This window comes from Jeotgalibaca sp. MA1X17-3 (genome assembly GCF_021513155.1).
Taxonomy (GTDB): domain Bacteria; phylum Bacillota; class Bacilli; order Lactobacillales; family Aerococcaceae; genus Jeotgalibaca.
On the sequence record NZ_CP090983.1, the window covers coordinates 2,126,380 to 2,151,739 of the forward strand.

Consider the following 25,360-nt stretch of genomic DNA (forward strand, 5'->3'; position numbering starts at 1 on the left):
TATTCCCTTTTAAAAGGCTTACAAAAAAAGGTATCCTTCATCTATTTTCTGATGGAGGAAACCTTTTTGTAACTTCATGAGTCTTCAATTTTTTAAAAACACAATAACCTGTTCAAACATATACGCTAGAACCATAACTCCAATTCACGTTTTGCACTTTCTACTGAATCCGAACCATGAATCACATTTTGATTCATTAAATGAGCAAAGTCTCCTCTGATTGTTCCAGGGATTGCTATCTTTGGATCTTTATCTCCTATCATTAAACGCATGACTTCAACAACAGATTCTCCCTCTACTTCTATTGCAAGAACAGGTCCACTCAAAATATAAGTAATTAATCCTTCGAAAAAAGGTTTACCTAGATGTTCTTCGTAATGTTCTTCCACTAGTTCTTTAGAAGGTTGAAATAGTTTGGCTTGTACGATTTGAAATCCTTTTTGTTCTATTTTTGTTATAATTTTCCCCATGATTCCTCTTTTTACCCCATCAGGTTTGATCATTATAAATGTTTTTTCCATTTGAATCACTCCTCCTTTATTTCTTCCATTTATTTCTCATATACTAGAGTCAACGGGTTCTTTTTTTCTTTCTTTTCGTACCATTTCTCCCCATTGGTGACTCTTTTTCCTTTTAAATACATTTCCAATTCTAAAGAGTGAAATCATTTGTCTATATCCAAACGCCTCTAGAATACTAAATAAAATTAGTTTAAGAGTAAGTGTTGTATTAGTCGTCGAACTAAACATGTATCGCTCAATAATAATAGAAATCATTGACACAATAATATTATATCCCATGTAAACTAATAAATAAAATAGAAAGAAATTCAAGTTAATAATTCCTAGTAGGTATGATAACGAAATGGTAACAATTCCTATTACTTCTAGAAAAGGAGTAATATATTCAAAAAATAAGAAGTAAGGAAAAGCAATCAGTCCAACTAATCCATAGTTAGGATTTAAAAACATGTACTTATGCATTTTCAGACTTTGGCCCAGACCAACATGCCATCTTCTTCTTTGTCTTTTCAATGTGCTTATATCTTCTGGTACTTGTGTCCAGCAGATAGCATCGGGTACATAGGATGTTTTATATGGAAGTTTATTTTTCCTATAGAAAGAATGAACCTTCATGATGATTTCCATATCTTCACCCATGAGTCCATTTGTATAGCCACCTACATTAATGATGGCCTTTTTATTATATAAACCAAATGCTCCTGATATAATCAAGTTTCCATTTATACCATTTAGAGAAATTCTAGAGTTTAAAAATACACGAAGATATTCGATCATTTGGAAAATAACAAGCGGTTTTTTAGGTGTTTCTACAGATTGCACTTTTCCATCCTCCATGACTACATGGTTTGATATCTTAATATTTCCACCGACCGCAACCATCGTATCATCTTCTAAGAATGGCTCTATAATTCTTTGAAGTGCGTCAACTTGTAACATAGAGTCTGCATCCACACATAAGAAAGTTGGATACGAGCTAATATTAATTCCCATATTTAAGGCATCTGATTTGCCACCATTTTCCTTATCTACTAAAATAATTTTTACCTTTCCACTTCCTTCATAGATTCCCAAGGATTTTTTTGATTCCACTAATTTTCGATATGGTTTGGAAACTTTTTTTAAATGAAAAGCCTCGATTACTTTTTCAACCGTTTTATCCTTTGATCCATCATTAACAATAATTATTTCATACGCAGGATAGTCCAAATTTAAAAGGGAATGAATACTATCCACAATCGTTACTTCTTCATTGTATGCTGGAACCAGAATGGATATGGGTATATAATTCACTCGATTATTTATAACCGTTTGACTCATATGCTTCTTTCGTTTGAAAAAATCATCCAAGTTAAACGCCGAAAAAATGGTTGTTGCAAAGAAGACCAACGCGTACATAAACATGTAAAAAAAGAAAAACACATTAATCCAATAAATAATGGTAACGAGATTCATGTTGCAACAACTCCTTCCATACGTTTAGTCGCTTGATCTTCGTCGACCAATTGTTGGTACTCTTCTACAGTAATCATTCCTCTTATATTCATAGCGTACAGAAGGATGTCTCTTGCGAAACGGTCCTCATTTCTTATGGCTTCTTTAATAACTGTTTCTCTATCCGCTAGTTTTAGAAATGATTCTGCACTATTGAAGCGAACATAGTAATTTTCGTCAGTAAGGGTTTCTTTAAGCTGAGTTATAATTTCCTTACCTGTATATTTGGAAATCACTCTTACACTCGTTGCTCGAATAATCCAGTTGCTATGACGCATATTTTTTAAGATGGGTTCTTTAGCTCGTTGATCAATAATTTTATTGAAATATCTAATACCGGAGATAATCATTTCTTTTTCATCTGATATTTGAATCAGATCCAGCATCTTCACTCTTACTTTTTCTTCTCCATTATTTCTATTCATAAAATGACTAATCATATTTTTTTGGAGACTGATATTGTATCCATCCATTTTCAGATATAATTTCTCATCTAATTGATTCATATCGCCTATATAATTATCTAGAAAATCGATAATCATCTTATCATTGAAATAATAATTTTTATTATTTATCATATCAATCGCTCTCATCATAATGGTTATATCTTCGTTTTTATTGATTACATTTAATGCATTATTTCTTACATGTAACGATTTCTTATTAAGAGAGGCTAAAGCAAACTCACCTGCTTCTTGATTTCCTAGACCGAATTCAGATAGTAAGTATAACGTGTAACTTTCTTTATACTCTTTTCTAACTACTCCACTTTTGAGTATTTTATTTATATTTACGACTTCTTCTAATAAGTGGGTTAGTTCTTCTTTATTCGTATGAGTACTCTGATATTCTTTTACCGCATAGTAAAAAGCTTGTGTATCCGTTTTCCTATTAAAGCTTAATTTTAACTTGTTTATTTTTTCTTGTTTATTTATGTTATTTTTTTCAAGAACATCTATTAGGTCTTGCTTTATTATTTCTTTACGTTTTTCAATTTTATCATTTTTTCTTTTTTCAATCCGAAGTGATATTAAAAAATAAGAGTTTACTAGAAGCAATAATACTACAAACACAATAAAACTAACGTATGCCATATAAACAGTCATATTTTTTACTCCTCATTTTTACTCGATTTCAGAATGTACATCCCAATAATCTTTTACGATATAATAAGAATCTTTCAAACGTTCAAAATAATCGTTTGATTTAAGATTTTCCATTTTATATTTTGAATCTTCCGTTATAATATTTTGTCCATTGCCTTTGTAATGGATTGAAAAACCAATTTGTTTTAGATCTTGCTGGCTGCTCACTCCATTTAAATAAAAGTCTCCATAAGATTTACCTTCTAAAGGATCTTTTACATTTATTAAAGACCAAGGGATTTTTATTTCTGTTTGATCGCCTTCTTTGTGAAAATCTGCCAAAGAATCAAACTCCGGATTTTCTGGATGATTAATTCCATGAGTGAGGTGACCCGTTTCATAATAAAGAGGAGATAAAACTTGATTGCTATCTTTTAAATAAAATTTCTTTCTATTTAATAAGTAGATAGCTTCAAATTGATCACTATCTTCATCAGGTCTTACTGATTCTTTCTCTATTATGTTTGAATAATATTTATATAAATAATTAAATAAATTGTATCTTTTATTTACGACGACTCTAGATTCATTATATCCTTGTAACTTGATAACAAAATCTGCTTGATTGGAAAATTCAGCTTCTTTTTCCCATGTTTTTGAACCACTTAAAGGTGTGATATCCAATCCTATATATACGGTATCTTCGGTTAAGGACCAATCTTCTTTTTCTACTAAAAGATAAAGATTGGACAAATCACTTTTTACTTTTAGCTTTATTCCTTTTTCATCTACAATCGTTTTTACATTTTCCCAATCAGAAAAATTCCCATCTACATAAATTTGATCGATTTCTTTACCAGATTCAAATTTCAAAAACCCAAAACTCTCATCACTTGATTGTAAGTCATGCCAATAACTAGAATTATTTTCATCTAAATAATCTTCTACAGGACCAAAGCTAGTCAGTTTTGTCCAATCGTCTTGCCATGAGCTTAATAAAACACCCGCTGCCTCAACTTTTTGGATTCCTTCTAATAGCTCAACTATTTTCTCTCCTTGTTCCTTTTCCGAAAATCCGCCTCTGTCAAAACCGTCATTCAAGTCCACCTTAGATTTCGCTCTAGAAGAAGAGAGGCCTGTATCAGAAATTACTAATGGTAATTCATAAAATTCTGATAACCGTTCTAAATGTTTTGAAAAAACAGGTACTTGATTGGTTGCTTCTGCGCTATCAGAAGAGGTGTATTCAAAGTCTAAAAAATCTGATGAATTTGGGTGATACTTATAACTTACAAATAAATTATCTCCCTTTTGGGGTACAATTTTCCCGATATCTATATCTGCCTGTTTGGTTACATTGGATTCATGCTTGTATTCAAATGAATCTGTTTCCAGCGTTGTTAAGTAAGACAAAAGACTAGAACGTTCATATTTTTCTATTTCATAGGTAGCGGCATAATCGAGTATCTCACTTATAAATACTTCAAATGCATTGCCATTTTGAAGAGAAAAATATTCTCCAACGTATTCTGTTTTTTCACCGTATCTTACGTTTGAAAGACTTACAAGTTCTGCATTTGTGTTAGTACCAATTATAAATCCTAAACTATATTTAGAAATATCTTTCAAATACAATCCTCTATGATTTCTTTTATTACTCAATAATAGTGCTTGTCCATTAACTACATTTATTGTACTTTTAATATCTTTTTTTAAATTTGTAAGAATCTCTTTGTCAAAAGCATCATATTCTTTTAGAATTGCTTTTTCATCTAAAAGAATCTCATGAATCACATAAAGTGGCTTTTCTCTATTTAAATTATAATCATATAAAGCAGAGTAAAAGGCAGGAGGTTGAATATAAGGAACTTTAATTACATTCGCATTCATTTCTCCTATATTTTCTAACCATCCGATTATTTCTTTCTTAGGTATACTGGTTTGAAATCTACCATATCCTGGATGAAAAGAACTTAATTCGACTCCTTTTAATTGAATGGTTTCCCATTTATTATCTTTATATATCTTTATGGCAGTTCCATCTGTTTTTACCATTCTTGAATAATTAGAAATGGTTTCTGTTTCTGTATGTAATTGGTTTGAATAGTATTTTTGATACGAAATCATATATAAAAATAACAGCAGCATCAGTGTACTCATTGAGATTAGTGTAAACTTCCTTATATTCACATGTATCTCCTATTCTACAGCGTTTTCTTTAACTCTATTAATTAGATTGATATTTTTATCCATCCAATTTAATCGTTTTTTTAGAAAAACTCTAAGCTGTTCAATTTCTTCATTAAAATCCTGTTTAGAATCTTTCGGAAACCATCTTTCTCTATTTCTATCCGTACTTTCTCCTAAAATAAGAAGAGCTTCATCTATCATCTTATCAACATTTCGATCAGACCATATGGTATTTCGATACTGCTTGTACATCGTTTTGTATCTCTTTGCAAAAGCTTCATCTTGAAAGAGTCTTTCGTACCAAATAACATCCACCATCCGAAATCCTGTTGGTTCATTTGCTTCTTCTATAGGTGTATTTCCTAGGCTCTGATCAAAGTCCCAAATTGGACCTGCCTGCAACAAGCCTCCAATATCTTTGTAGAAATACGTACTTACTTCTCCACCATCTATATTCCTAGTAATTTCATTAATCATGGCATACTTTATAAAAGAATCGACATCTATATATTTTCGATAACCTTCCCTCGTATCTTCGAAATTACTAGAACGTAATGAATATTCAAATTTATTGATGTAATCTATTATTTGTTGTTCAAATAAGTCCGTCATATTCGACTTGCTTGGATAATTTGTGGTAAACACCGTTCTAGCTTTTATGTTATTCATAGCATCTAAAACGAAATCTTCTTCTAACGTACTCCAGTCGGTTGTTAAAACAGGATCGCCATATTTTATTTTATCTCTTGCGACAATAAAACTAATATCTTTGTATTCATCGCTATTTTTATCAATCGCAATTCTATTCTCATCTCTTTCAATTTTTTCCGTTAATAGATAAACGCCTCTATAGTGATCCTCAAAATTCAAATCTTCATCGGTATCTTTTAAATAAACTTCTACAAACCTTGTATCCGGTGCATAGTCCATAATATCTCGTCCCATTTTATATGCAAGATAGTTTCTGATCAGACTTTTATCACTATACATTCCATTTAATACCCACTTATCATGACTTTTCATTCCGAGTAATGGCTGTGCATTCTCTAATTTATAATCATCGATTAGTCGAATCGTATATTGTTTTTTATCATATTTTAGAGAAGATTGTCCCCTAATATTTATAATCAAATCTGATTCTAATGTAGGTGTTATTTTTTGGCTCAATAGTTGTTCTGAATATAAATTTGGTTCATACAGTTTCATTTGAACCGCATACTTTTCTGTAGGCAAAAAGAGGTTTCTGGACATTCCATTTACCTCTGCTTCTTTTCTTTCTAAACTAGGCTCTATTTCTTCTCCATTTGTATCAATAACCATAATTGGAAGATTATGCTGTCTGCTATCTGTACCGGAAATAAATGGTTGGTTTACAGAAACTTCGCTAGTAGGTGAGCTCTGATATACACTTATTATCAGAAAAAAGAGCGCTATCATCAGCATTACATATAGTACACCATACTTCTTCCTCTTTTTTCTAATAAATTTTGTATGCTTCATCCTAATGTTTCACCATCTCTAGAAACCATATTCACAAAATAAACACCTTCAATATTTTTTATTTTTTCATATTCACTAATTGCATTGTTATCTTTTAACATAACCTGATAAACGATTTCTGCATAATCATCCGTTATCGTTTCTGCTCTAAGTTTTCCAGCTTTATAAATCTTGAATAGAGTTGAACGCACCTCTTCTAAACTATTCAAATCTCCTCTTACAATTACTAAATAAACTTCTTTTCCTTTAAAACTAATATCTCCAATTACTGTAATAATAGCTACAAAAATAGTTCCAATAATAATAATAAAATAGTTAGATGAACCAGCACCTAAGCCAATGGAGATGGCCCAAAATATATAAGTAGTATCTCTTGGGTCTTTGACGGCTGTACGGAATCGTACAATCGACAATGCTCCTACCATTCCTAAAGATAATGCCAAACTACTACCTAGAATACTCATTACCATTGTGGTGATGAGACTCATCATTAGCAGAGACGTATTAAATTTTTTGCTATAAGAAACGCCACTATACGTTAATTTATAGGTTACACATACGATCAATGCCAATAGCAAAGCAATAACCATATTCTGGATTACAAATAGCGGTGAAATTGCGGTTGAATTTTCATACATTAAATTATAAAGAACTTCTTTCATTTTAAAACTCCCCTTTATCCCATATATCTTTCAAAAATCCCTCTAGAAACCATATATTTACTATATGATTGTCTTTCTAAATCATACGATGCAAATAAATCAGTAATATATTTAAATATAAAATTATTATACTTTATCTCTAAAATATTTGTATCATAATCATCTGTTGGAACTAAGACCGTATCTTCTTTAAATAAGCCAAAATTTGTTTCGCTTGATCGAATATCATTGTCCAGCGTAATTCTAATGTTATTCATTGGATGCGTAAATGCTTTTCTTCGGTATTCGATTAATACTACTGGTCTCAGTTTATTTAATTTCATGATGTGATAAATCGAACTTGCTGTTTCAGAATCATATTTCCTTAAAACTTCATAGTTTTGTTGAATCAGTTCCTCCGCATCTGATTTATCAATAAGAACGGTTTTCTTTTCTTGACTATCTCCATATTTTCTTTTGATTTCAAGTTTTGCTTTGCTATCTGTTGGGCTATAAACTCTCAATCTTATCTTCTTTCGATTCTCTAACCCTGCTAGTTTTTGGTAGAAATCACTGTCCCCATAATCATCAAAATAAAGGGAACGGACCGTATACCCTCTATCTCCATTATGTTTATCTTCAACTAAAACGTTGGAAAGTCTTTGTGAAAGAGAAATATACTGAAAATAGTTTATATGATGCTTGAGTTCTACTCGAGAAACGCTTAACGTTTTATCAGCCATAAAAAATCCTCCTATCGAACCGTTAATTTTTTTCCATTACTAGTAAAACGAAGTTCTTTTTCAGAAACGTAATAGATAGTTACGTCTTCTGCATCTAAAAGATCATCAATTTCTCCCGCCTCTTCAAAATTTGTTATTACAGCATAGGTAGGAGATACTTTTTTTATAAAAGCTTCAGAATTAGCATTTTTTCTGCCATGATGAGCCACTTTATATAAATCAATCGGTGGTAAATCAAGCTTCAACGTTTCTTCTAACAACTCTTCTTCTGCATCTCCGCCAAATAGATAATGCAAGTCTCCATCCTCTATTAAAGTAACCAAGGAGTAATCATTATCTTTTTTATAGTCATCTCTTTCTGGAGTATAGATTGTAATTTTGAGACTTCCTACTTCAAAATGCATATCTTCGGTTGGTCGTACATTGTTTATATTCTTTTCATCGATAACTTTTTGGATGCGTGCTTCACGGTTCGTATCCTTTATATGAATGGATTGGATCAGCTCTGTGACTTCAAATTCATCTAGAATATAAGAGGCAGACCCAATATGATCTTTATCAGGATGTGTTAAAATTAAATAATCTATCTTTTGGACTTGTAACGATTTTAATTTAAAAATTAATTCATCTTTGTTTGCTTTTAAGCCTGTATCAATTAAAATATTCTCATTTCCATTTTCTATATAAATACTATCTGCTTTTCCTAGTCCAAAAAATACAATATCCGTACGATCTGTTGTAGAAGAAAACATTGGTTTGAATAAGAAAAAGCCGATTATTCCTACTAGAAAAATAAAACCTACTTTAATCCATCTTGAGTGAATTATAATCTCCTCTTTTCATTTAGTTAACTTTCGTCATTAAAAAAATCGTTCGCAATTCCTCTATTAGGTGTTTTCAACCAAAAGAAATAGAGGGTTGATCAAGAACGACTTATGCTTATCTTAGCATATTTTTTACCTAACAATAGAATAACACGACTGGAAAAATAACGGATTTCTTTTAATCAAATCATTTTTAAATGATACCGAACATCATAAAGCCAATCGTATTTAACGCAAAGTTTGCAAACATATGAACCAACCAAGAATTATAAATATTTTTATTCTTTTCATTAATATAATTAAAAATTAGTCCAGCCGCGAATAGTGCCGTCAGTGCTAACAAGAAAATGGCTATATTAAACCAATCCACCATAATTCCAATATGGTAAATACCAAAAGCCATCGCACTTACTAAATAAGCTACAGGTTTCGTTGTTGTCTTATTCAAACTTAAAAATAAAAATCCTCTAAAAAAGAATTCTTCTAAAAGTGAATTTAAAAATGAAATATATACGGCTACATAAAAAAAGTTGTTTCGATTGATATCTTGACTCTTATATAATAGTTCCCTTATTTGAGAAAGATCAATATAAGTTGTTAGTATAAAATAAACACCAATAATCAACATATATACGGATAACCCCAAAATAATCGAACTTGTAAACTGTTTTCTAGAATAAATTTTAAAATAATCTAATAGGTTGATACTTTTATCTACGCCTACATAAATAAGCGGAACAATTAAAAACAGAGTTACTTTTAAAATCGATTTCACAATATAGCCTGGTACGATATAAAATTCAACGATAAACATAATCAATACAGATACAGTCATAATACCCATGATATTTAAAGTCGTTTTTTTATTTTTCACAAGCATTCCTCCTATTTTATACATCCATTTTTTAATCATAAAATAGTAAATAATAAACTGTTAACGTTGATTTATAACCTTTTCGTACTCAGTTTAATTATATCATACCTTTATACTAACCTTGATTTCCATTCAATCAAAAGAATGTACATACTAAAAAAGTAAAAGCAGACTTTTCCGTCTGCTTTTACTTCATATATTATTGAAAGAAAAACAAGTAATCATTCTCATAGCTAAAAAAGAAGGTACTATTTTATATTTTTATTTAAACTAGTACTTACTCTTTAACTACTCGAACCCAAATTTCATTTCTTCTAAGCATTGGAAGTGTAAAAGGTGCGTTATAAGAAGCCAGCATATCATTTGATTCTCTTTTATAACCATTTTCTAGTATCCATGCTTCTAGTTTATTCTTCATTTCTAATTCTTTTGTTTCATTAGATAAACCTGAATATCGAATAGTTCCAAACAAACCTTCATCAAACGGTTTTATTTTTAAATTGGGATTATTTGGCTCTGGTATTTGTTCAGTAAATTTTCCTGGTACAACAAAAGCCATTTTTTTCATTTCTTTCGTTACCTCTTGGATGACAGGTACCGTCATTGAAATTTTTTCATTCTCTTTATTATCACTAGAAATATACTTAAAAAGAGAGCGAAATCCCTTTGTAATTTCTGGATCACTTGCATCTTCATATTCAACAATCGAAAAGTCAACATATTTTCTGATTTCAAAGGCACCATCTTTTATCAACACTTCATAATCCGGTGTTTCATACTTACTCATAAAATCACTCCTTTCAAAATCAACTTTATCCTCTCTTCTATTATATTCGTTTCTAGATGGAAACGCTATCTATAGACAACCATGCGCGTCAACGTTAACTTATTTTTTTGTGTGGAAAAGTTTTAACAGTAACTGAAACTCTTTTCCAAATTAAACATCTATTTTTTATTGAATCTGTTATATCTAGTTTGAATTCTCCTTTAAATTTATACATGATATGTCCTAAAGGTCCTTTTACTTTAGCAAAAACAATTCTTTTGTGTTTTTTATTTTGAATTACTCTGTTTATGTGCTCATCTCGCTTATGTTCATGCTCATTTCTTTCCCTAATTAAAGTACCATCTGGTGAAATTGAATTATCCCACTCTCCATTTGGAAATAACTTTGGAAACCAAAGGAGAACATCATCATAATAGGGATGAATAGCTCCACCTTTTTGGTATCCTTTATAATTATGGCCAAACACATTTGTAACATCTTTAATAGTTTTAAACGCTACATTATCACTTAATCTAATTTCTCCTTTTTTTATATAAGTATCAGGAGAATATTCTTTTTCGACATCCCAAGGAATAAAGTCGTTTCCCATTTTCTTTACTTTTTCATTTATATAATCAACTATTTCATGAATTTGTTCATGAACTTCTTTTATACCTTTAGTTACATCTATTCTCTTTATTTCATGATTCGTAACACTGATTATATCCCTTTCTCTGAATCGATCTCTTTCATTTTGAATAGTTGATTGGTGATAACCTTCATCAATTTCAATATGTAAATTGAGTTGTGGAAAAAACATATCAGTGAGTGCATACTTACCATCTTCTCTTATTACATATTGTTGAGTAACAAACTTTATATTTTCATTATCCAACCTATGCCATATCCTTGTAATTACATAGTTTTCATCATTTTTTTTATTTGTTTTAGCTAACTGTGCTTTAATAAATTTATACTTTATCATCCATTTCCTCCCATTCATATTTATTTTTTTATTGAAACATTTCATTACTAATATTTCTAATCAATTCACAAAAGCATTCCCATTCAGCTGGGTATTTATTACTGCCACTTCTTTTCAAGTTTCGTTTTTCACGGATCATTTCTACTTCCCATTGCATGCCGTCTAGCACGTCTGGTTCTTCGTATCTTCTTTTCCAATTTAGTAAGTTGACCTTCCTTAATCCACTAATAAACATCGCTAAATCTTCATCTGAAAATTCTTTTTCAAGCGAATTACGGTCTCCCCTATATTTCCATCTGAGTTTTTTATCTTGGAAATGAATCATCACTTCATAGTGCCCATTAAAGAATCCCCCAACGGAGGCTCGTAGACCGATAATCTCATTGTAAGCTGCATGAATTGCTTCGTCTGCTGTCCAATTTTCACCGCATTTATTACAATGATATTGTGGCCGATATTCAGAATTCATATCGCCACCTAACTTAGTTTTACATTTTTCTTGCTTCTTAAATACCTCTGCTGTCGGATAATCATATCTTATTTTTTGAACATCGAGTGTTCCGCAAGTAAAGCATTTTTTATAACGAATTGCCATTGTCTCATCCACTCATTTCTAATTTATAATTCTCTATTATAAACGATGAATCTTTCATTACTTTCTAAAACCTACTCTGTAAACTCACCTACTGATAACTAATTCTATCAAATAAATCCTATTTCCGTTTCTTTTCTACAAAAATAAGGTTTCCCAGTTGGACATTATTTCATGCCGCTGGAAAACCTTATTCTATCAATGTTTTTTAATTATTACTCTTCAATCTTTGACAGCAATACCACAGTCTCTACATGTAGTGTTTGTGGGAACAAGTCAACTGGTTGAGCAGACTTCGTAATATAGCCATGTTCAGCAAAGATTCCTAAGTCTCGTGCTAATGTAGCTGGATTACAGCTGACATAGACAATTCGGTCTGCGTCTACTCCAATTGCTGCTTCAATAAACGCAGGATCTAATCCTTTACGTGGAGGATCAACTACTAACACATCCGCTTTAACACCTGCTTTTACCCATTTCGGCATAACTTCTTCTGCTGCACCTAATTCGAAAGTTACATTGCTGATGTTGTTTGCTTTTGCATTTTTTTCGGCCATTAAAACGGCATCTGGAACAACTTCCATTGCATATACATGTTTTGCTTTGTCGGCTAGTGCCAAAGAAATGGTACCAATTCCACAATAAGCATCGATTACTGTTTCTTCACCTGTTAATTGAGCAGCGTCGATTGCTAATTGATATAATTTTTCGGTTTGTACTGGATTTACTTGATAGAAGGACTTAGAGCTGATTGCAAAGGTATGTCCAAGTAACTCATCATGATAGAAATCTTCTCCGTAAAGTACTTTTGTGTCTTCACCTAAAATAACATTTGTACGTTTTTGGTTAATGTTTTGAACAATACTAACTACTTCAGGAAGTTGTTCTACAATTTTTTTCACGATCTCTTTTACGAATGGAATTTTCAACGAACGGGTAACTAGTACAATCATCATTTCACTAGTGTACGTCCCTCTTCTTACCATAATATGACGAATGGTTCCTTTATTACTTGCTTCATCATACGCTTGAACACCATGTTCTTGAAGGATATCTCTTACTTTGATAATCGCTTCGTCAATTTTAGCATCTTGAATATGGAAGTCTTCCATTTCAATTAGTGTATGTGTGTTTTTACGGAAAAATCCGGTAATTAACTTACCATCTTTTTGACGTACAGGAATTTGGGCTTTATTACGATATCTCCAAGGATTATCCATACCAATCGTAGGAAATACTTCTACATCTGGTAATTTACCAATGCGAGTAAGATCTTGTTTGACAATGTTTTGTTTGAAACGCAATTGTCCTTCATAACTTAAATGTTGAAGGGGCATAGTTCCGGCTCTCATTCCTAGGTGGTCTACTTCTTTTACACGATCTGGAGAAGTAATTAGTAATTTTTCTAAGCGGGCATATCCAAATGATTTACCTACTTTCATAATTTTGATAACTGCTTTTTCACCTGGTAATCCGCCGGCAACAAATAGAGGAAATCCTTCTATTTTAGCTACTGCCATTCCTTCTGATGTTAAGTCTACAAATTCTGCTTCATACGTTTCATTTTTTTCTACTGGTGCTTTTCTTTTATCTTTGCTCATATCGTTCTCCTTTTATGGGTGGTGTAATTTTTTATTTTTTGATTTTTTTGTCATGTCAATTGAGTGAGTAGTTGGACCAACACTATACCATTTTTAAAGCTTAATTCGGTAATAAAAAGTATTTTTTTTAGATAAGATAGTCATTTAATTAATTCCATCGTAAGGAAGGCTGTTATCATCTAATTCTTCTGGTCGAAGAGTCTCCATTTCTTTAATGAAAGCCACTTTATTCTTTTTAGAATCAATTGGATCGGCATATTCCGAAGTATTTCCCATTATGTAAATATGCTGTTGTAGGTTCACAAAAGTAACGGGATCGTCTCCCCCATATTCTCCATCCAAATTAATCATGAGACGTTGTCCATCCCGAGATTCTGCTTTTACATAAGAGGTTTGTTTGTATAGCACATTTGGATTATTAATATGATTTCCATTATTCAAAACAGAAGCCAAAACTTGTAGTATTTCAAAAATACTTGCTGTTTTAACTACAAACAGTGTAAATTTTCCATCTCCCAATAACATATCTGGATCAATCGTTTCAAATCCCCCAGCAGAATTGGTTAAAGCGACAATGAACATAGAGGCAATTCCATCAAATACACCATCATCATATTCAATCCGCATGTGAATCGGCTTAATACTGGGAAGCTTTTCAGCACCTTTTACTAAATAAGCAAGGTATCCAAAGATTGTCTTCAATTTGATCGGAACTTCATAACTTACATCTGATAAGTAGCCACCTGCCGCAATATTCATAAAATATACATCATTTGCTTTCCCAATATCCATCGGGATGGCATGTCCAGCTGCAATAATCTCTGCGGCCTCTAACAAATCAGAACGAGGGATTTTAAGAGCACGAGCGTAATCGTTTGTTGTCCCAGCAGGAATAATACCAACTTTAGGGCGATTTTCTAAGACAGCAATGCCATTGATCACTTCATTTACGGTACCGTCGCCCCCAGCAGCAACAATCAAATCAAAGTGATTTAGAGCCGCTCGTCTTGCCTCATCACGTGCTGAGTATGGCTTTGGAGTTGTCTCAAACGCACTTGTTTCATAGCCTGCTTTTTCTAAAATTTGAAGAATTTCCACCATGTTTCTTTTTAACTGCTCTCTTCCTGCTGTTGGATTATAGATTACTCGAGCTCTCATCTGATGATCCTCACCTTTCTTTACTACGTTTATTTATCGTTCTAAAAGGTTCATATAAAGAAGAAATACAAGCCTCTCCACTTCTTCTGTTATTAAAATCATACCATAAATAAAGTGTTTTTTTCCTAGAAGTATGTCAAGAATTTTATTATATAAAAATTGCTCGCTCTATATATTCAAGATGACATTTCTTATATTGGGTTTTTTTAATGATAAATCGTCCTGTCACGTGCTTTCATTTTTATATCCTTCCTTCCACAGAATTGTTCACTAGCTTTTTCTTTGTGTGTGGTTTAGTATATATAGTGAATAAAAAGAGCGTTTAGCACTACATATAGTGTTTCTCTTTACGATTTTAAGATAGGAGTGATAGAAGTGGCAACTGAAATTCCAACCACTTTGAAGCAAGGTTATGAAAAACTAAATAAAGATATTGAACATTTTGATCATGTCTTTCCAATTACTGAAGATATGAAAATTACTTATGATGGAGTAGCAAGACTAGTCATGCTCGATCGTTATTCCTTTAAAGATACAAAAAAAGAAACACTTTCCGAAGGTGACTTCGTTATTTTAACTGTTAAAGAGGACCCAAAATATCCTGCTAGAGGAACAGGTACCATTCTTTCTCTTGATTGGGATAAAGGTACGGCTCGCATTGAAGTTTCAGATGCGTACAAGCAAACTCTTGATACATTTGGAATGGAAGAAGAAGGAATTGTAAACCGTCCTATTATTACACTGGATAAACCTTTAGAATTATACTACGAGCAAATTGCGATGCGAAATGCACATGGTCTTGCCGAAGTTGAAATTTCTCCAGAATTACGTCAAGAGGCTTTCTTAGAATTTTATGAAGAACAAAAAGCTAAAAACTTTATTCCTGCTGGACGTGTCCTTTATGGAGCAGGGTCTGGTACGGATGTTACCTATTTCAACTGTTACGTAATGCCTTTTATTCCTGACTCACGAGGTGGTATTTCTGAACACCGTAAACAAGTCATGGAAATTATGAGTCGTGGTGGTGGTGTAGGTACAAACGGTTCTACTTTACGTCCTCGTCATGCACTAGCACGTGGAGTAAACGGCCGTTCCTCTGGATCTGTTTCTTGGTTAGATGATATTGCAAAACTAACCCACTTAGTAGAACAAGGTGGTTCACGTCGTGGAGCCCAAATGATCATGTTGACCGATTGGCATCCAGATATCGTTGAATTTATTATTTCTAAAATGCAAAACCCACGTATTTTGCGTTATATCATGGAAAACTTTGAAGATGAACAAATTCAAATGATGGCTCATGATAAATTAAAATTCACACCTTTTTCACCTAAAGAAATTAATATGTATACAGGAATTGCAAACTACAAAAACATTTCTGGAAATGGTGGTTTTGATCCTTCTGTCATTCGTGACGCTGAAATGAAATTACGTGATGGTGGGACCTATTCTGTAACAGATCCAGAATTCCTTACCGGCGCAAATATCTCAGTATGTATTACCGATGACTTTATGCAGGCTGTTAAAAATGATGAAGACTATGAGCTTCGCTTCCCTGACGTAGAAAATTATTCTCCTGAAGAGATGAAACACTACGACACAGAATGGGAAAATTGTGGAGATGTTCGTGAATGGGAAGCGCAAGGAAATGCGGTTCGTACCTATCGTACAATCAAAGCGAGCGATTTATGGAAACTAATTAATGTATGTGCTACTTATGCAGCAGAACCTGGTATTTTCTTTATCGATAACGCGAATGAAATGACGAATGCAAAAGCATACGGACAAAAAGTTGTAGCAACAAACCCTTGTGGTGAACAACCTCTTGCTCCTTATTCTGTTTGTAACTTAGCAGCTGTTAATTTAGCTGAAATGGTTAATAAAGATATGCAAATGGTAGACTTTGAAAAATTAGAGCGTACGGTTCGTATGGGTGTTCATATGCAAGACAATGTCATTGACTCTACTCCTTATTTCTTGGAAGATAACCGAAAACAAGCATTGGGTGAGCGTCGAGTTGGTTTGGGAATCATGGGATTAGCGGACATGTTGATTTATTGTGGCGTTCGTTATGGTTCTGAAGAAGGAAACCAATTAATTGATCAAGTCTTTAAGACAATCGCGGTTACGGCTTATGAACAAAGTATTGAGCTAGCTAAAACAAGAGGTAGTTTCCCATTCTTAGTAGGTGAAACTGGAAAAGAAACACAACAATTACGTGAAAAATTTGTTAACACTGGATTTATGAAAAAAATGCCCGAACACATTCGTGAAGGAGTATTGAAATATGGAATTCGTAACTCCCACTTGTTAACTGTTGCTCCAACAGGTTCAACTGGAACGATGGCCGGTGTCTCTACTGGTCTAGAACCATACTTCAGCTTTTCTTACTTCCGAAGTGGACGTCTTGGTAAATTTATTGAAGTAAAAGCAGAAATCGTTCAGGAAGTTGCCGAGCGTAATCCAAAAATGGATCTCGACAACCTACCTGACTACTTCATTACAGCTAAGAGCTTATCTCCTGAAGAGCACGTAGATGTCCAAACGACGATTCAACGTTGGATTGACAGTTCCATCTCCAAAACGGTAAATGCTCCAAAAGGCTATACCGTAGACCAAGTACAAGCGATTTATGAGCGTCTCTATGACGGCGGAGCTAAAGGCGGAACCGTTTATGTAGATGGCAGTCGTGATTCCCAAGTTCTTACTTTGAAAGCAGAAGAGAACGTGATGGATGAAGGCGAGCAAGAAGAAGAAAAAGTAAAAGTTAATAAAGATAAAACATTCCTTATTGACTCTATCATTGATTTAGAATCTACAAATGTAACGATCGGAAATGAAATTGGGAATACTTGTCCAATTTGTCGTATGGGTACAGTTGAAGATTTAGGTGGATGTAATACTTGTTCGAACTGTGGCGCACAACTAAAATGTGGCCTCTAATAAAAAATCGGAAAAAGGACCAAACAACAAATTGTTGTTTGGTCCTTTTTTTGTTTAGAATAGCTGGACACTCTCGAAATAATTCATATCTTATACTTTTTCTTTTTCTGAATCTTTTTTTCTTCTATTTTTTATTAGATAAAGTAACCCTTGGAGTAAAGAAGTAGCTCCAAAAATAAAACAAAAATTAGCAATGAATCTTAAAGTTTCAGGGAAAATAATACCCATGAATCCTATGAGAAAAAGAACTGTCCCATACAGCAAAGTAATTTGATAGTGTTGTTTTTCAGTAACTTTCACTTCATTTCCTCCTTTTTTCTATTATTATATTAACACATTTTAATTTCTTTGGGGACTTTCGTAGCATGGTTCCCTTTTTCAATATGAATATTTCACTTCATTTTATTATAAAAAGACCCCCATAAGTTAGAATAAAATCTAAACTTCTGGGGATCAGTACCACAATAATTAGTCACCTAGTCTTTTTTTTAAGATAAAATTCCATCTATAGTTTGAAGAGGCCATATAGTGATTGTATTATTTCTAGTGCCTATTTGTTTTATTTGAAATCCTTTTTCCGATTCCTCTGCTACATATCTCATAGAAAAAACTTTTTCTCCTTCATTCACAAAGAACTCTAAACTTGAATGTTCCATAAATATTTGTAGGTGATGCATCGGTTGGTCTAACTGGGCTATTCTTTTTTCAATCATCTGCGTTTTCCAATTAGTCCGAGTGATTGTAATTTCTTGTTTGACCGCATCGTAACTGAGTTCTACTTCTTTCCGGATATGTATCTGAACGTTTTCGATTTTTTTCCAATGACATTCTATTTCATTTTGCAACGTTGGAAGTTGTAAATCAATTTCTTGCCGATTTTCATATATTAATGATTCTTCCGTTCGTAATTTTTTTAGTTCTGGAAGTGGTTTTTGTATTAATTTCCCTCTAACAACTTCTAACAAACGTGGAATGGTTAGTGCATGAATATATCCATCTTTTACAGACGGGAATGTTTTCTCGACTTCTGGATCCATCAAGCCTAACCAACCATATAAAATAGTTCGATTTGTTGAATCTTGATAGGTTTGTGGTGCATAAAATTCAAAACCATAATCTACTTTTTGGAATTTTGAGCTTTGTTGTTTACATGTATCATCTTCCAATACATTTCTGATTATATATCCTGATTGATATAAATTTTCATTTGGTTGACGATCTATTTCGGATCCTTGTGGACAGTATAAGAATACTTGATCGTCTTCAAGCGTAATGAAATCCGGACATTCCCACATATATCCCATTGAAGGTAGGGTTTCACCGATATCTTTCACTAGGTTCCAATCTATTAAATTGTTTGATTGATATAATAATGCAGTACCCTTTTCTTTTAGGGTTTGTGCACCTAATACCATGTTCCATAATCCAGTTTCATCTTGCCATACTTTTGGATCACGAACATGAGCTGTGTACCCTTTTGGTTGTTCCAGAATAGGACCTTGTTTAATAAAATGGATACCATCTTCAGACGTTGCGAGACACTGATAGCTTTCTCTTTCACCTCGTTCATTTCGAACGTTTCCTGTATAAAATAGATACATCTTTTCTTGATCAATTACTGCACTTCCTGAATAACAGCCATCTTTATCAAACCAATCACCTGGCTCTAAAGCAGGTGGATGAGTTTCCCATTTGATAAAGTCTTCACTACTCACATGTCCCCAACTTTTATTTTGATGAGTCGTCCCATTTTGATTCCACTGGTAGAATACATGATGTTTTCCATTAAAATAAGATAATCCATTCGGATCATTTAATAGTCCATGTGGGGGAACAATATGAAACTGTAATCTATTTTCTTTTTTGTTTATCATTGTTTCTCCTTTATTAGCCTCTTATTTATTTCCCTTCAATTTCTTCACGAGCTTTGTCAGTAAAACCAAAGAGATAGGTTAACGTAAACGCTACTGCCATAGCAACGATATTTACTAACAAATAGATCCAAATCTGACTATTCAAGTATAATAACGCTCCAGGAATTACCGTTAATGACATTCCCGTTGCTTCTAAACCAAGAATGGAACTCAAAAATCCACCAACTGCACCACCGACTAGACCAAAGATAAATGGTTTAACATAACGAAGATTTACCCCGAAAATAGCTGGTTCGGTAATACCTAATAGAGCAGAAAGTGTAGAAGGATATGCTAAAGCTTTTAATTTTTTCGATTTTGTTTTCATTGCAACTGCTAATGTAGCCCCACCTTGTGCAGCAACACTGGCTGTAATAATGGCATTATAAGGATTTACACCGTTATTGGCTAGTAATTGAATTTCTAAGAAATTGAAAATATGATGAATTCCGGTAATGACAATTAATTGATTTAAGCCACCTATAACAATTCCAGCCAAACCAAATGGTAATTGCAATACCCACACTGTTGCATCTAATAAAACTAGTTCTAATGAGTGAAAAATTGGTCCGATGAAGAATAGAGAAATAACGCTCATTAGTAATAAAGTGGCAAAGGGTGTAACTAATAAATCAAGATACTCTGGAACTTTTTTGCGAATTAATTTCTCTAATTTAGCTCCTAAAAATCCTGCGATAAAGGCTGGTAAAACCGTTCCTTGGTATCCAACTACTGGAATAAACCCAAACATCATGATCGCACTTGCATCCCCTGCAGCAACTTCATAAGCATTTGGCAAGGCTGGATTCACTAACATCAAACCTAATACAATTCCGATGACGGGAGAGCCACCAAAAACACGGAAACTAGACCATGCTACTAACGCAGGAAGGAATGCAAAAGCTGTGTCAGTTAATACTTGTGTATACAATATAAAGTTTTCACTGATACTAGCAGAACTAAGTCCGACTAATGCTAGAATATCATCTTGTGTAAGAAGTCCACGTAATCCCATAAATAATCCAGTTGCAACGAGAACAGGAATAATGGGAACAAATACATCACCAAAAGTACGAATGGCACGTTGGAATGGATTTCCCTTTTTTCCAGCTTCTTGTTTTTGATTAGAAGTTGACGTTTCAGGCATTCCTAGATTAATTGCTTCTGCATATATCTTATTAACGGTACCGGTACCTAAAATAATTTGATATTGCCCTGCATTGAAGAAAGCACCTTTTACTTTGTCAATTCCTTCCATTTTCTCTTCATCAATTTTTTCTTTGTCTTTCACCATGATTCTAAGGCGAGTAGCACAGTGGGCGATGGATTCAATATTGTCTTGGCTTCCTACTGCTTCAATAATCTCACGAGCAATTCTTTTATTTTCTGACATATTTCTCTCTCCTTTTGATTCGTTGTAAACGATTTCTAAACCCATTATATTGGAACCGGTTCTATTTGTCTAGAGTGAATTATAAAACTCTTGTTTTTTTAAATAAAAATAAATCTGCTCCTTAATAAATAAAAGGAGCAGATTTATTTTCTTAAGCATCTAATTGTTGATGATACCCTGAGGTTGACTCTTGAATATGTAATGAGTTAGAGAGGACTTGAAGCTCAGGAACTTCTCCTCCATCCATAGACTGTAATAAAGTTTGAACTGCTAGTTTCCCTAATTTTTTATATGGATAGTGAACGGTGGTAATCGGTGGAGTCACAATTTGTCCTGCGGCGTATCCTCCAAAACCACTTAAAGAAAAATCATTTGGAATTTTTAGACCTAATTCATGGATGGCTTTCATAGCAGCTAAAGCGATTGTGTCTGTCAAACAGATAATTGCCGTCGCATCCGTTTTCTGAATAATTTTTTTACAATCCTCGTACGCTTCATCAAAAACAAAGGAAGTCTCATGGCTTGTCCAAGTGCAATTTGAATTTTCTTGTAAAGCACGGATAATCCCCTTTTTTCTTCTTTGACCGATAGCAATATCCGCTTCTGTAACCGTTAGAAGTAAGATTCGTTCATGTCCTAACTCTCTTATATAGCTACCCATTTCATAGCCTGCTTGTTCATCATTATGAATAATACAGGCTCGTCCATCCACGGATTGTCCCAAGACTACTATAGGAATATCTATTTTTTGAAAAGCAACACGATGAGCATCGGTAATTGCCCCAGCGAATAATAATATTCCATCTACTTTTTGTTTTGCAAGTGTATAGATATTCTCTACTTCAATGAGTGGATCTTGGTTACTATTCGTAATCATATGTTGTCGGTTCTTTTTTCTTAATTCCTCATCTATAGCTGTAAGAGCTTCATTTGTTGAATAAGAATCTAACCGTGGGATAATCGTACCAATTAAATTAGTACGACGTGCCTTTAAGCTTTGAGCGAAAGGATTTGGTTTATACCCTGTTTCTTTGATAATTTTCTCAATTTTCATTTTAGTTTTTGGACTAACAGACCCACCATTTAAATAGCGAGATACTGTACTTTTTGCTACCCCAGCTTTATTCGCTATATCAGTAATAGTAATCATAGGTTCTCCTCTCTTTTTACGATTTCTTTCTTCAAAGCATAGCATATCCTTTCACTGATTACTCTGTTTTTCAGAAAAAGAAAACCTATTTTAGTAGCTAAAACTGGTTTGTGATCCTTAATCCTTCTACTGAACGAATGTTTGGTTCTGTGATATAATAATTGATACCAGTGATATAAAGGATGAACAAAATGAGCAGAGAACAAATTGAAAACAAATTAGCGCTGCTGCCAGACTTACCTGGCTGTTATATTATGAAGAATAAAGAAAATGAAATCATTTATATCGGGAAAGCAAAGAATTTACGAAATCGCGTAAAGTCTTATTTTCATGGAAAGCATGAAGGAAAAACTGCCCTACTAGTTGCCGATATCGATCATTTTGAGTTTATCGTTACGTCTACCGACAAAGAATCTTTGCTACTTGAAATCAGCTTAATTAGACAATATCAACCGCACTATAACATCAAATTAAAGCAAGGAACGATGTATCCTTATTTAAAAATTACGAATGAGAAAGACCCGCAACTAATCATCTCTTCTTATGTAGAAGAAGATGGTGGTATTTATTTTGGACCGTATCCTCACGTTTATGCCGCTACGGAGACTCAACAATTTATTCAAAAGGTGTATCCATTACGAAAATGTGCTAAAAATCAAAAAAGAGCTTGTCTTTACTATTCCATGGGACAATGCATTGGTTGTTGCGATCATGAAGTAACTTCTGAAGAATATCAAGAGCAAATCAAAAAAATCTCTCGCTTCTTAAATGGTGAAGTAAAAGATATTAAAAATGACCTCGTCCATAAAATGAAACATGCTGCGGATGAGTTAGATTTTGAATTGGCGGCCGACTATCGGGATCAAATTCATTACATTGAAACGACTGTCGAAAAACAAAATATTATGTCACGGGACTACACAAACCGAGATGTATTTGCATTTCATATGGATAAGAGTTGGATGAGTATCCAAGTCTTTCTTTTACGACAATCTACAATTATTAAACGGGAAGCTGCCCTTTTTCCTTGTTATGGTATTCCGGAAGAAGAGTTAGTATCTTTTATCGTTCAATTTTATCAAGAACAAAACCATATTCTACCGAAAGAAATTTTGGTTTCTGAAGGTGTAGACACAGATTTACTTACTGAAACTTTGAATACAAAAGTACACGTTCCTAAAAGAGGAAGCAAGAAGAGTATCTTAGAATTAGCGATTACAAACAGTGAATTAGCTTTAAACGAAAAATTTATGATGATTGAACGAGATAAGAAAAAAACGATTGGAGCTATTCAAGAACTTTCTGAAGCTTTGGGAAGTGAATATATTGAAACGATCGAAGCCTTTGACCACTCGAACATAATGGGAACGAACCCCGTTTCTGCTATGGTAGTCTATCGAGATGGAAAACAAGACCCCAGTTCTTATCGTAAATTTAAAATTAAAACGGTTGAAGGAAGTAATGAATTTGCGACAACTCAAGAAGTCATTCGCAGAAGATATACCCGTTTATTGCGAGAAAGTCGCCCTCTTCCTGATTTAATTTTAATGGATGGTGGAAAAATTCAAATTCGTGCGGCTAAAGAAGTGCTTGAAGACGAATTAGGACTAGATATTCCTGTAGTGGGAATGGTTAAAGATAGTAAACACAAAACAGCTTCTCTTTTATTTGGTGATGAATACGAAATCATCAAATTAAGTCCAAATAGCCAAGCTTTTCATTTGGTACAACGAATCCAGGAAGAAGTTCACCGCTTTGCCATTACTTTCCATCGACAAATACGAGGGAAAAACAGCTTTTCTTCTCAACTGGATCAAATTAATGGAGTGGGACCAAAAACACGTACAAAAGTGTTGAAAGAATTTAGAACATTAAAAAATATACGTGAAGCTTCCATAGATGATTTCAAAAAACTAGGTATACCTGAAAAAGTAGCACATAGTATCTTAGCCACCTTTGCAGAAGTAAAAAAAGGATAATCATCTTCTGGTCCTCCAAAACATTTTTTTGTTTGTTTAAAAATGATATACTGAAATAAGATATTCATTCCAAATATTTTGGAGGAGGAAAATGAATGAAGATTATTGTCGATAGTGCTTGTGATTTACCTTTATCCTATCTTGAAGAAAATCAAGTTGAAGTTTTACCTTTATTTGTTATTATGGGCGATCAGGAATATACAGATATGTATGAAATTACGAATGAAAAAATCTATGATTTCATTAAAGAAGGAAAGCACCCTCGTACCAGTCAAGTATCTTTAGAAAAATTTTATACATGTTTTCATAAATTAGCTATGAAAAGTGAGAACAGCATTTATATTACTCTTTCTTCTGAATTATCTGGGACGTATCAAACAGCAATGATTGCTTATAATCAAGTTAAAGAGGAATTCCCGAAATGGGATTTACGGATTATCGATTCACAGAATGCTTCTTTAGGGATTGCTCTGATGGCACGAGAAGCCATTGAAATGCTAGAAAATGGCTTTTCTATAGATGAAATTGAAGAACGAGTACGGTTCATGATTGATCATACGGTTTCACTTTTTACGGTCCAAGATTTAAATTATTTAGCAGAAGGTGGGCGTCTTTCGAAATCTGGTGCCTTCTTAGGTTCTTTACTCAATATTCACCCTCTTTTGCAAGTAGTAGATGGAAAATTGGTTCCACAAGAGAAATTCCGGGGTCGTAAAAGGGTATTGAATCGAATGTATGAACGTCTTGAAAAAGAAGCCGATCAAATAAAAGAACAAACCATTTTGATTGTTCATACAAATGATCATGAAATCGTCCAAGAAATGAAAGAATATATTACTCAAAATATGAAACCAGCAGAAATTATTGATTATCCTATCGGAGCAGTCATTTCTGCTCACACTGGAATGGGAACAATCGGAATCTTCTACTTAAATCAATTTGAATAATAAAAAAGAAATGATCCCTTTGAGCCGACCCCCGAAAGTTAGACCTTAAAAATCTATCTTT

At 33.2% G+C, this 25,360-nt stretch carries 20 protein-coding genes and 1 pseudogene; 3 read left to right on the forward strand and 18 right to left on the reverse strand.

Annotated features, from left to right (window positions below; genetic code table 11):
• Positions 1-125 precede the first annotated feature (125 nt).
• The 14 genes from ndk to LZ578_RS10690 form a co-directional block, all read right to left on the reverse strand.
• The gene (ndk, locus tag LZ578_RS10625) at positions 126-521 is read right to left on the reverse strand and encodes a nucleoside-diphosphate kinase (RefSeq protein ID WP_235145150.1); all 396 of its coding nucleotides are present in this window, start codon (positions 519-521) and stop codon (positions 126-128) included.
• A gap of 36 nt (positions 522-557) precedes the next feature.
• Positions 558-1,976 carry a glycosyltransferase family 2 protein gene (locus tag LZ578_RS10630; RefSeq protein WP_235145151.1) on the reverse strand — a complete coding sequence of 473 codons (1,419 nt, stop codon included), beginning with the start codon at positions 1,974-1,976 and terminating at the stop codon, positions 558-560.
• Positions 1,973-3,121, reverse strand: a complete 1,149-nt coding sequence (locus LZ578_RS10635; protein WP_235145152.1) for a HEAT repeat domain-containing protein — start codon at positions 3,119-3,121, stop codon at positions 1,973-1,975. Before LZ578_RS10635 ends, LZ578_RS10630 begins: the two co-directional genes overlap by 4 nt.
• 18 nt (positions 3,122-3,139) lie before the next feature.
• Positions 3,140-5,248, reverse strand: coding sequence for a hypothetical protein (locus LZ578_RS10640; protein WP_235145153.1), 2,109 nt, complete (start codon positions 5,246-5,248; stop codon positions 3,140-3,142).
• A 51-nt stretch (positions 5,249-5,299) separates the two neighbouring features.
• Positions 5,300-6,790, reverse strand: coding sequence for a CotH kinase family protein (locus tag LZ578_RS10645; RefSeq protein ID WP_235145154.1), 1,491 nt, complete (start codon positions 6,788-6,790; stop codon positions 5,300-5,302).
• On the reverse strand, positions 6,787-7,452 hold the full coding sequence (locus tag LZ578_RS10650) for a DUF4956 domain-containing protein (RefSeq protein ID WP_235145155.1): 666 nt from the start codon (positions 7,450-7,452) through the stop codon (positions 6,787-6,789). The genes LZ578_RS10645 and LZ578_RS10650 overlap by 4 nt, the downstream gene beginning before the upstream one ends.
• A gap of 14 nt (positions 7,453-7,466) precedes the next feature.
• Positions 7,467-8,174, reverse strand: a complete 708-nt coding sequence (locus LZ578_RS10655) for a polyphosphate polymerase domain-containing protein (RefSeq protein ID WP_235145156.1) — start codon at positions 8,172-8,174, stop codon at positions 7,467-7,469.
• Positions 8,175-8,185: 11 nt separating this feature from the next.
• A complete protein-coding gene (locus LZ578_RS10660) occupies positions 8,186-8,926 on the reverse strand; it encodes a ComEC/Rec2 family competence protein (protein ID WP_235145157.1) in 741 nt (246 codons plus the stop codon).
• 265 nt (positions 8,927-9,191) lie between these two features.
• Complete coding sequence (locus LZ578_RS10665; RefSeq protein ID WP_235145158.1) at positions 9,192-9,872, reverse strand: CPBP family intramembrane glutamic endopeptidase; 681 nt, start codon at positions 9,870-9,872, stop codon at positions 9,192-9,194.
• A gap of 277 nt (positions 9,873-10,149) precedes the next feature.
• A complete protein-coding gene (locus tag LZ578_RS10670) occupies positions 10,150-10,659 on the reverse strand; it encodes a heme-binding protein (RefSeq protein WP_235145159.1) in 510 nt (169 codons plus the stop codon).
• A 94-nt stretch (positions 10,660-10,753) separates the two neighbouring features.
• Entirely contained in the window at positions 10,754-11,623 is an 870-nt protein-coding gene (locus LZ578_RS10675; RefSeq protein ID WP_235145160.1) for an AbaSI family restriction endonuclease, read from the reverse strand.
• Between the two features lie 28 nt (positions 11,624-11,651).
• Positions 11,652-12,218, reverse strand: a complete 567-nt coding sequence (locus LZ578_RS10680; RefSeq protein WP_235145161.1) for a hypothetical protein — start codon at positions 12,216-12,218, stop codon at positions 11,652-11,654.
• Positions 12,219-12,430: 212 nt separating this feature from the next.
• Positions 12,431-13,816: a 23S rRNA (uracil(1939)-C(5))-methyltransferase RlmD gene (rlmD, locus tag LZ578_RS10685; RefSeq protein ID WP_235145162.1), complete on the reverse strand. Its 1,386-nt coding sequence runs from the start codon at positions 13,814-13,816 to the stop codon at positions 12,431-12,433.
• A 144-nt stretch (positions 13,817-13,960) separates the two neighbouring features.
• Complete coding sequence (locus LZ578_RS10690) at positions 13,961-14,974, reverse strand: diacylglycerol kinase (RefSeq protein WP_235145163.1); 1,014 nt, start codon at positions 14,972-14,974, stop codon at positions 13,961-13,963.
• A 375-nt stretch (positions 14,975-15,349) separates the two neighbouring features.
• On the opposite strand from LZ578_RS10690, the gene LZ578_RS10695 reads away from it, so the two are divergent.
• Positions 15,350-17,917 (forward strand): vitamin B12-dependent ribonucleotide reductase, encoded by a 2,568-nt coding sequence (locus LZ578_RS10695; protein WP_235145164.1) that lies wholly within the window; start codon positions 15,350-15,352, stop codon positions 17,915-17,917.
• A 90-nt stretch (positions 17,918-18,007) separates the two neighbouring features.
• Here the strand turns inward: LZ578_RS10695 and LZ578_RS10700 are convergent, their stop codons facing one another.
• From LZ578_RS10700 to LZ578_RS10715, 4 genes and pseudogenes are all read right to left on the reverse strand, one after another.
• Positions 18,008-18,217 carry a hypothetical protein gene (locus LZ578_RS10700; protein ID WP_235145165.1) on the reverse strand — a complete coding sequence of 70 codons (210 nt, stop codon included), beginning with the start codon at positions 18,215-18,217 and terminating at the stop codon, positions 18,008-18,010.
• A 188-nt stretch (positions 18,218-18,405) separates the two neighbouring features.
• Positions 18,406-19,791 (reverse strand): sucrose-6-phosphate hydrolase, encoded by a 1,386-nt coding sequence (locus tag LZ578_RS10705; RefSeq protein ID WP_235145166.1) that lies wholly within the window; start codon positions 19,789-19,791, stop codon positions 18,406-18,408.
• A 52-nt stretch (positions 19,792-19,843) separates the two neighbouring features.
• Positions 19,844-21,223: pseudogene (locus tag LZ578_RS10710) on the reverse strand (sucrose-specific PTS transporter subunit IIBC); the annotation flags it as partial.
• A gap of 151 nt (positions 21,224-21,374) precedes the next feature.
• The gene (locus LZ578_RS10715) at positions 21,375-22,418 is read right to left on the reverse strand and encodes a LacI family DNA-binding transcriptional regulator (protein ID WP_255763870.1); all 1,044 of its coding nucleotides are present in this window, start codon (positions 22,416-22,418) and stop codon (positions 21,375-21,377) included.
• A gap of 146 nt (positions 22,419-22,564) precedes the next feature.
• Here LZ578_RS10715 and uvrC point away from each other — a divergent pair, with 146 nt between their 5' ends.
• Both uvrC and LZ578_RS10725 read left to right on the forward strand, forming a co-directional pair.
• Complete coding sequence (gene uvrC, locus LZ578_RS10720; RefSeq protein WP_235145169.1) at positions 22,565-24,352, forward strand: excinuclease ABC subunit UvrC; 1,788 nt, start codon at positions 22,565-22,567, stop codon at positions 24,350-24,352.
• A gap of 95 nt (positions 24,353-24,447) precedes the next feature.
• Positions 24,448-25,299: a DegV family protein gene (locus LZ578_RS10725; RefSeq protein WP_235145170.1), complete on the forward strand. Its 852-nt coding sequence runs from the start codon at positions 24,448-24,450 to the stop codon at positions 25,297-25,299.
• Positions 25,300-25,360 lie beyond the last annotated feature (61 nt).

Excerpts from the sequence above, each read along its gene's own strand:
- LZ578_RS10670 (WP_235145159.1), bottom strand. The coding sequence starts at position 10,659 with ATGAGTAAGTATGAAACACCGGATTATGAAGTGTTGATAAAAGATGGT.
- LZ578_RS10650 (WP_235145155.1), bottom strand. The coding sequence starts at position 7,452 with ATGAAAGAAGTTCTTTATAATTTAATGTATGAAAATTCAACCGCAATT.
- LZ578_RS10660 (WP_235145157.1), bottom strand. The coding sequence starts at position 8,926 with ATGTTTTCTTCTACAACAGATCGTACGGATATTGTATTTTTTGGACTA.
- LZ578_RS10725 (WP_235145170.1), top strand. The coding sequence starts at position 24,448 with ATGAAGATTATTGTCGATAGTGCTTGTGATTTACCTTTATCCTATCTT.
- LZ578_RS10635 (WP_235145152.1), bottom strand. The coding sequence starts at position 3,121 with ATGACTGTTTATATGGCATACGTTAGTTTTATTGTGTTTGTAGTATTA.
- LZ578_RS10655 (WP_235145156.1), bottom strand. The coding sequence starts at position 8,174 with ATGGCTGATAAAACGTTAAGCGTTTCTCGAGTAGAACTCAAGCATCAT.
- LZ578_RS10715 (WP_255763870.1), bottom strand. The coding sequence starts at position 22,418 with ATGCTATGCTTTGAAGAAAGAAATCGTAAAAAGAGAGGAGAACCTATG.
- LZ578_RS10630 (WP_235145151.1), bottom strand. The coding sequence starts at position 1,976 with ATGAATCTCGTTACCATTATTTATTGGATTAATGTGTTTTTCTTTTTT.
- rlmD (WP_235145162.1), bottom strand. The coding sequence starts at position 13,816 with ATGAGCAAAGATAAAAGAAAAGCACCAGTAGAAAAAAATGAAACGTAT.
- LZ578_RS10705 (WP_235145166.1), bottom strand. The coding sequence starts at position 19,791 with ATGATAAACAAAAAAGAAAATAGATTACAGTTTCATATTGTTCCCCCA.
- uvrC (WP_235145169.1), top strand. The coding sequence starts at position 22,565 with ATGAGCAGAGAACAAATTGAAAACAAATTAGCGCTGCTGCCAGACTTA.
- LZ578_RS10680 (WP_235145161.1), bottom strand. The coding sequence starts at position 12,218 with ATGGCAATTCGTTATAAAAAATGCTTTACTTGCGGAACACTCGATGTT.
- ndk (WP_235145150.1), bottom strand. The coding sequence starts at position 521 with ATGGAAAAAACATTTATAATGATCAAACCTGATGGGGTAAAAAGAGGA.
- LZ578_RS10640 (WP_235145153.1), bottom strand. The coding sequence starts at position 5,248 with ATGCTGCTGTTATTTTTATATATGATTTCGTATCAAAAATACTATTCA.
- LZ578_RS10675 (WP_235145160.1), bottom strand. The coding sequence starts at position 11,623 with ATGATAAAGTATAAATTTATTAAAGCACAGTTAGCTAAAACAAATAAA.
- LZ578_RS10690 (WP_235145163.1), bottom strand. The coding sequence starts at position 14,974 with ATGAGAGCTCGAGTAATCTATAATCCAACAGCAGGAAGAGAGCAGTTA.
- LZ578_RS10645 (WP_235145154.1), bottom strand. The coding sequence starts at position 6,790 with ATGAAGCATACAAAATTTATTAGAAAAAAGAGGAAGAAGTATGGTGTA.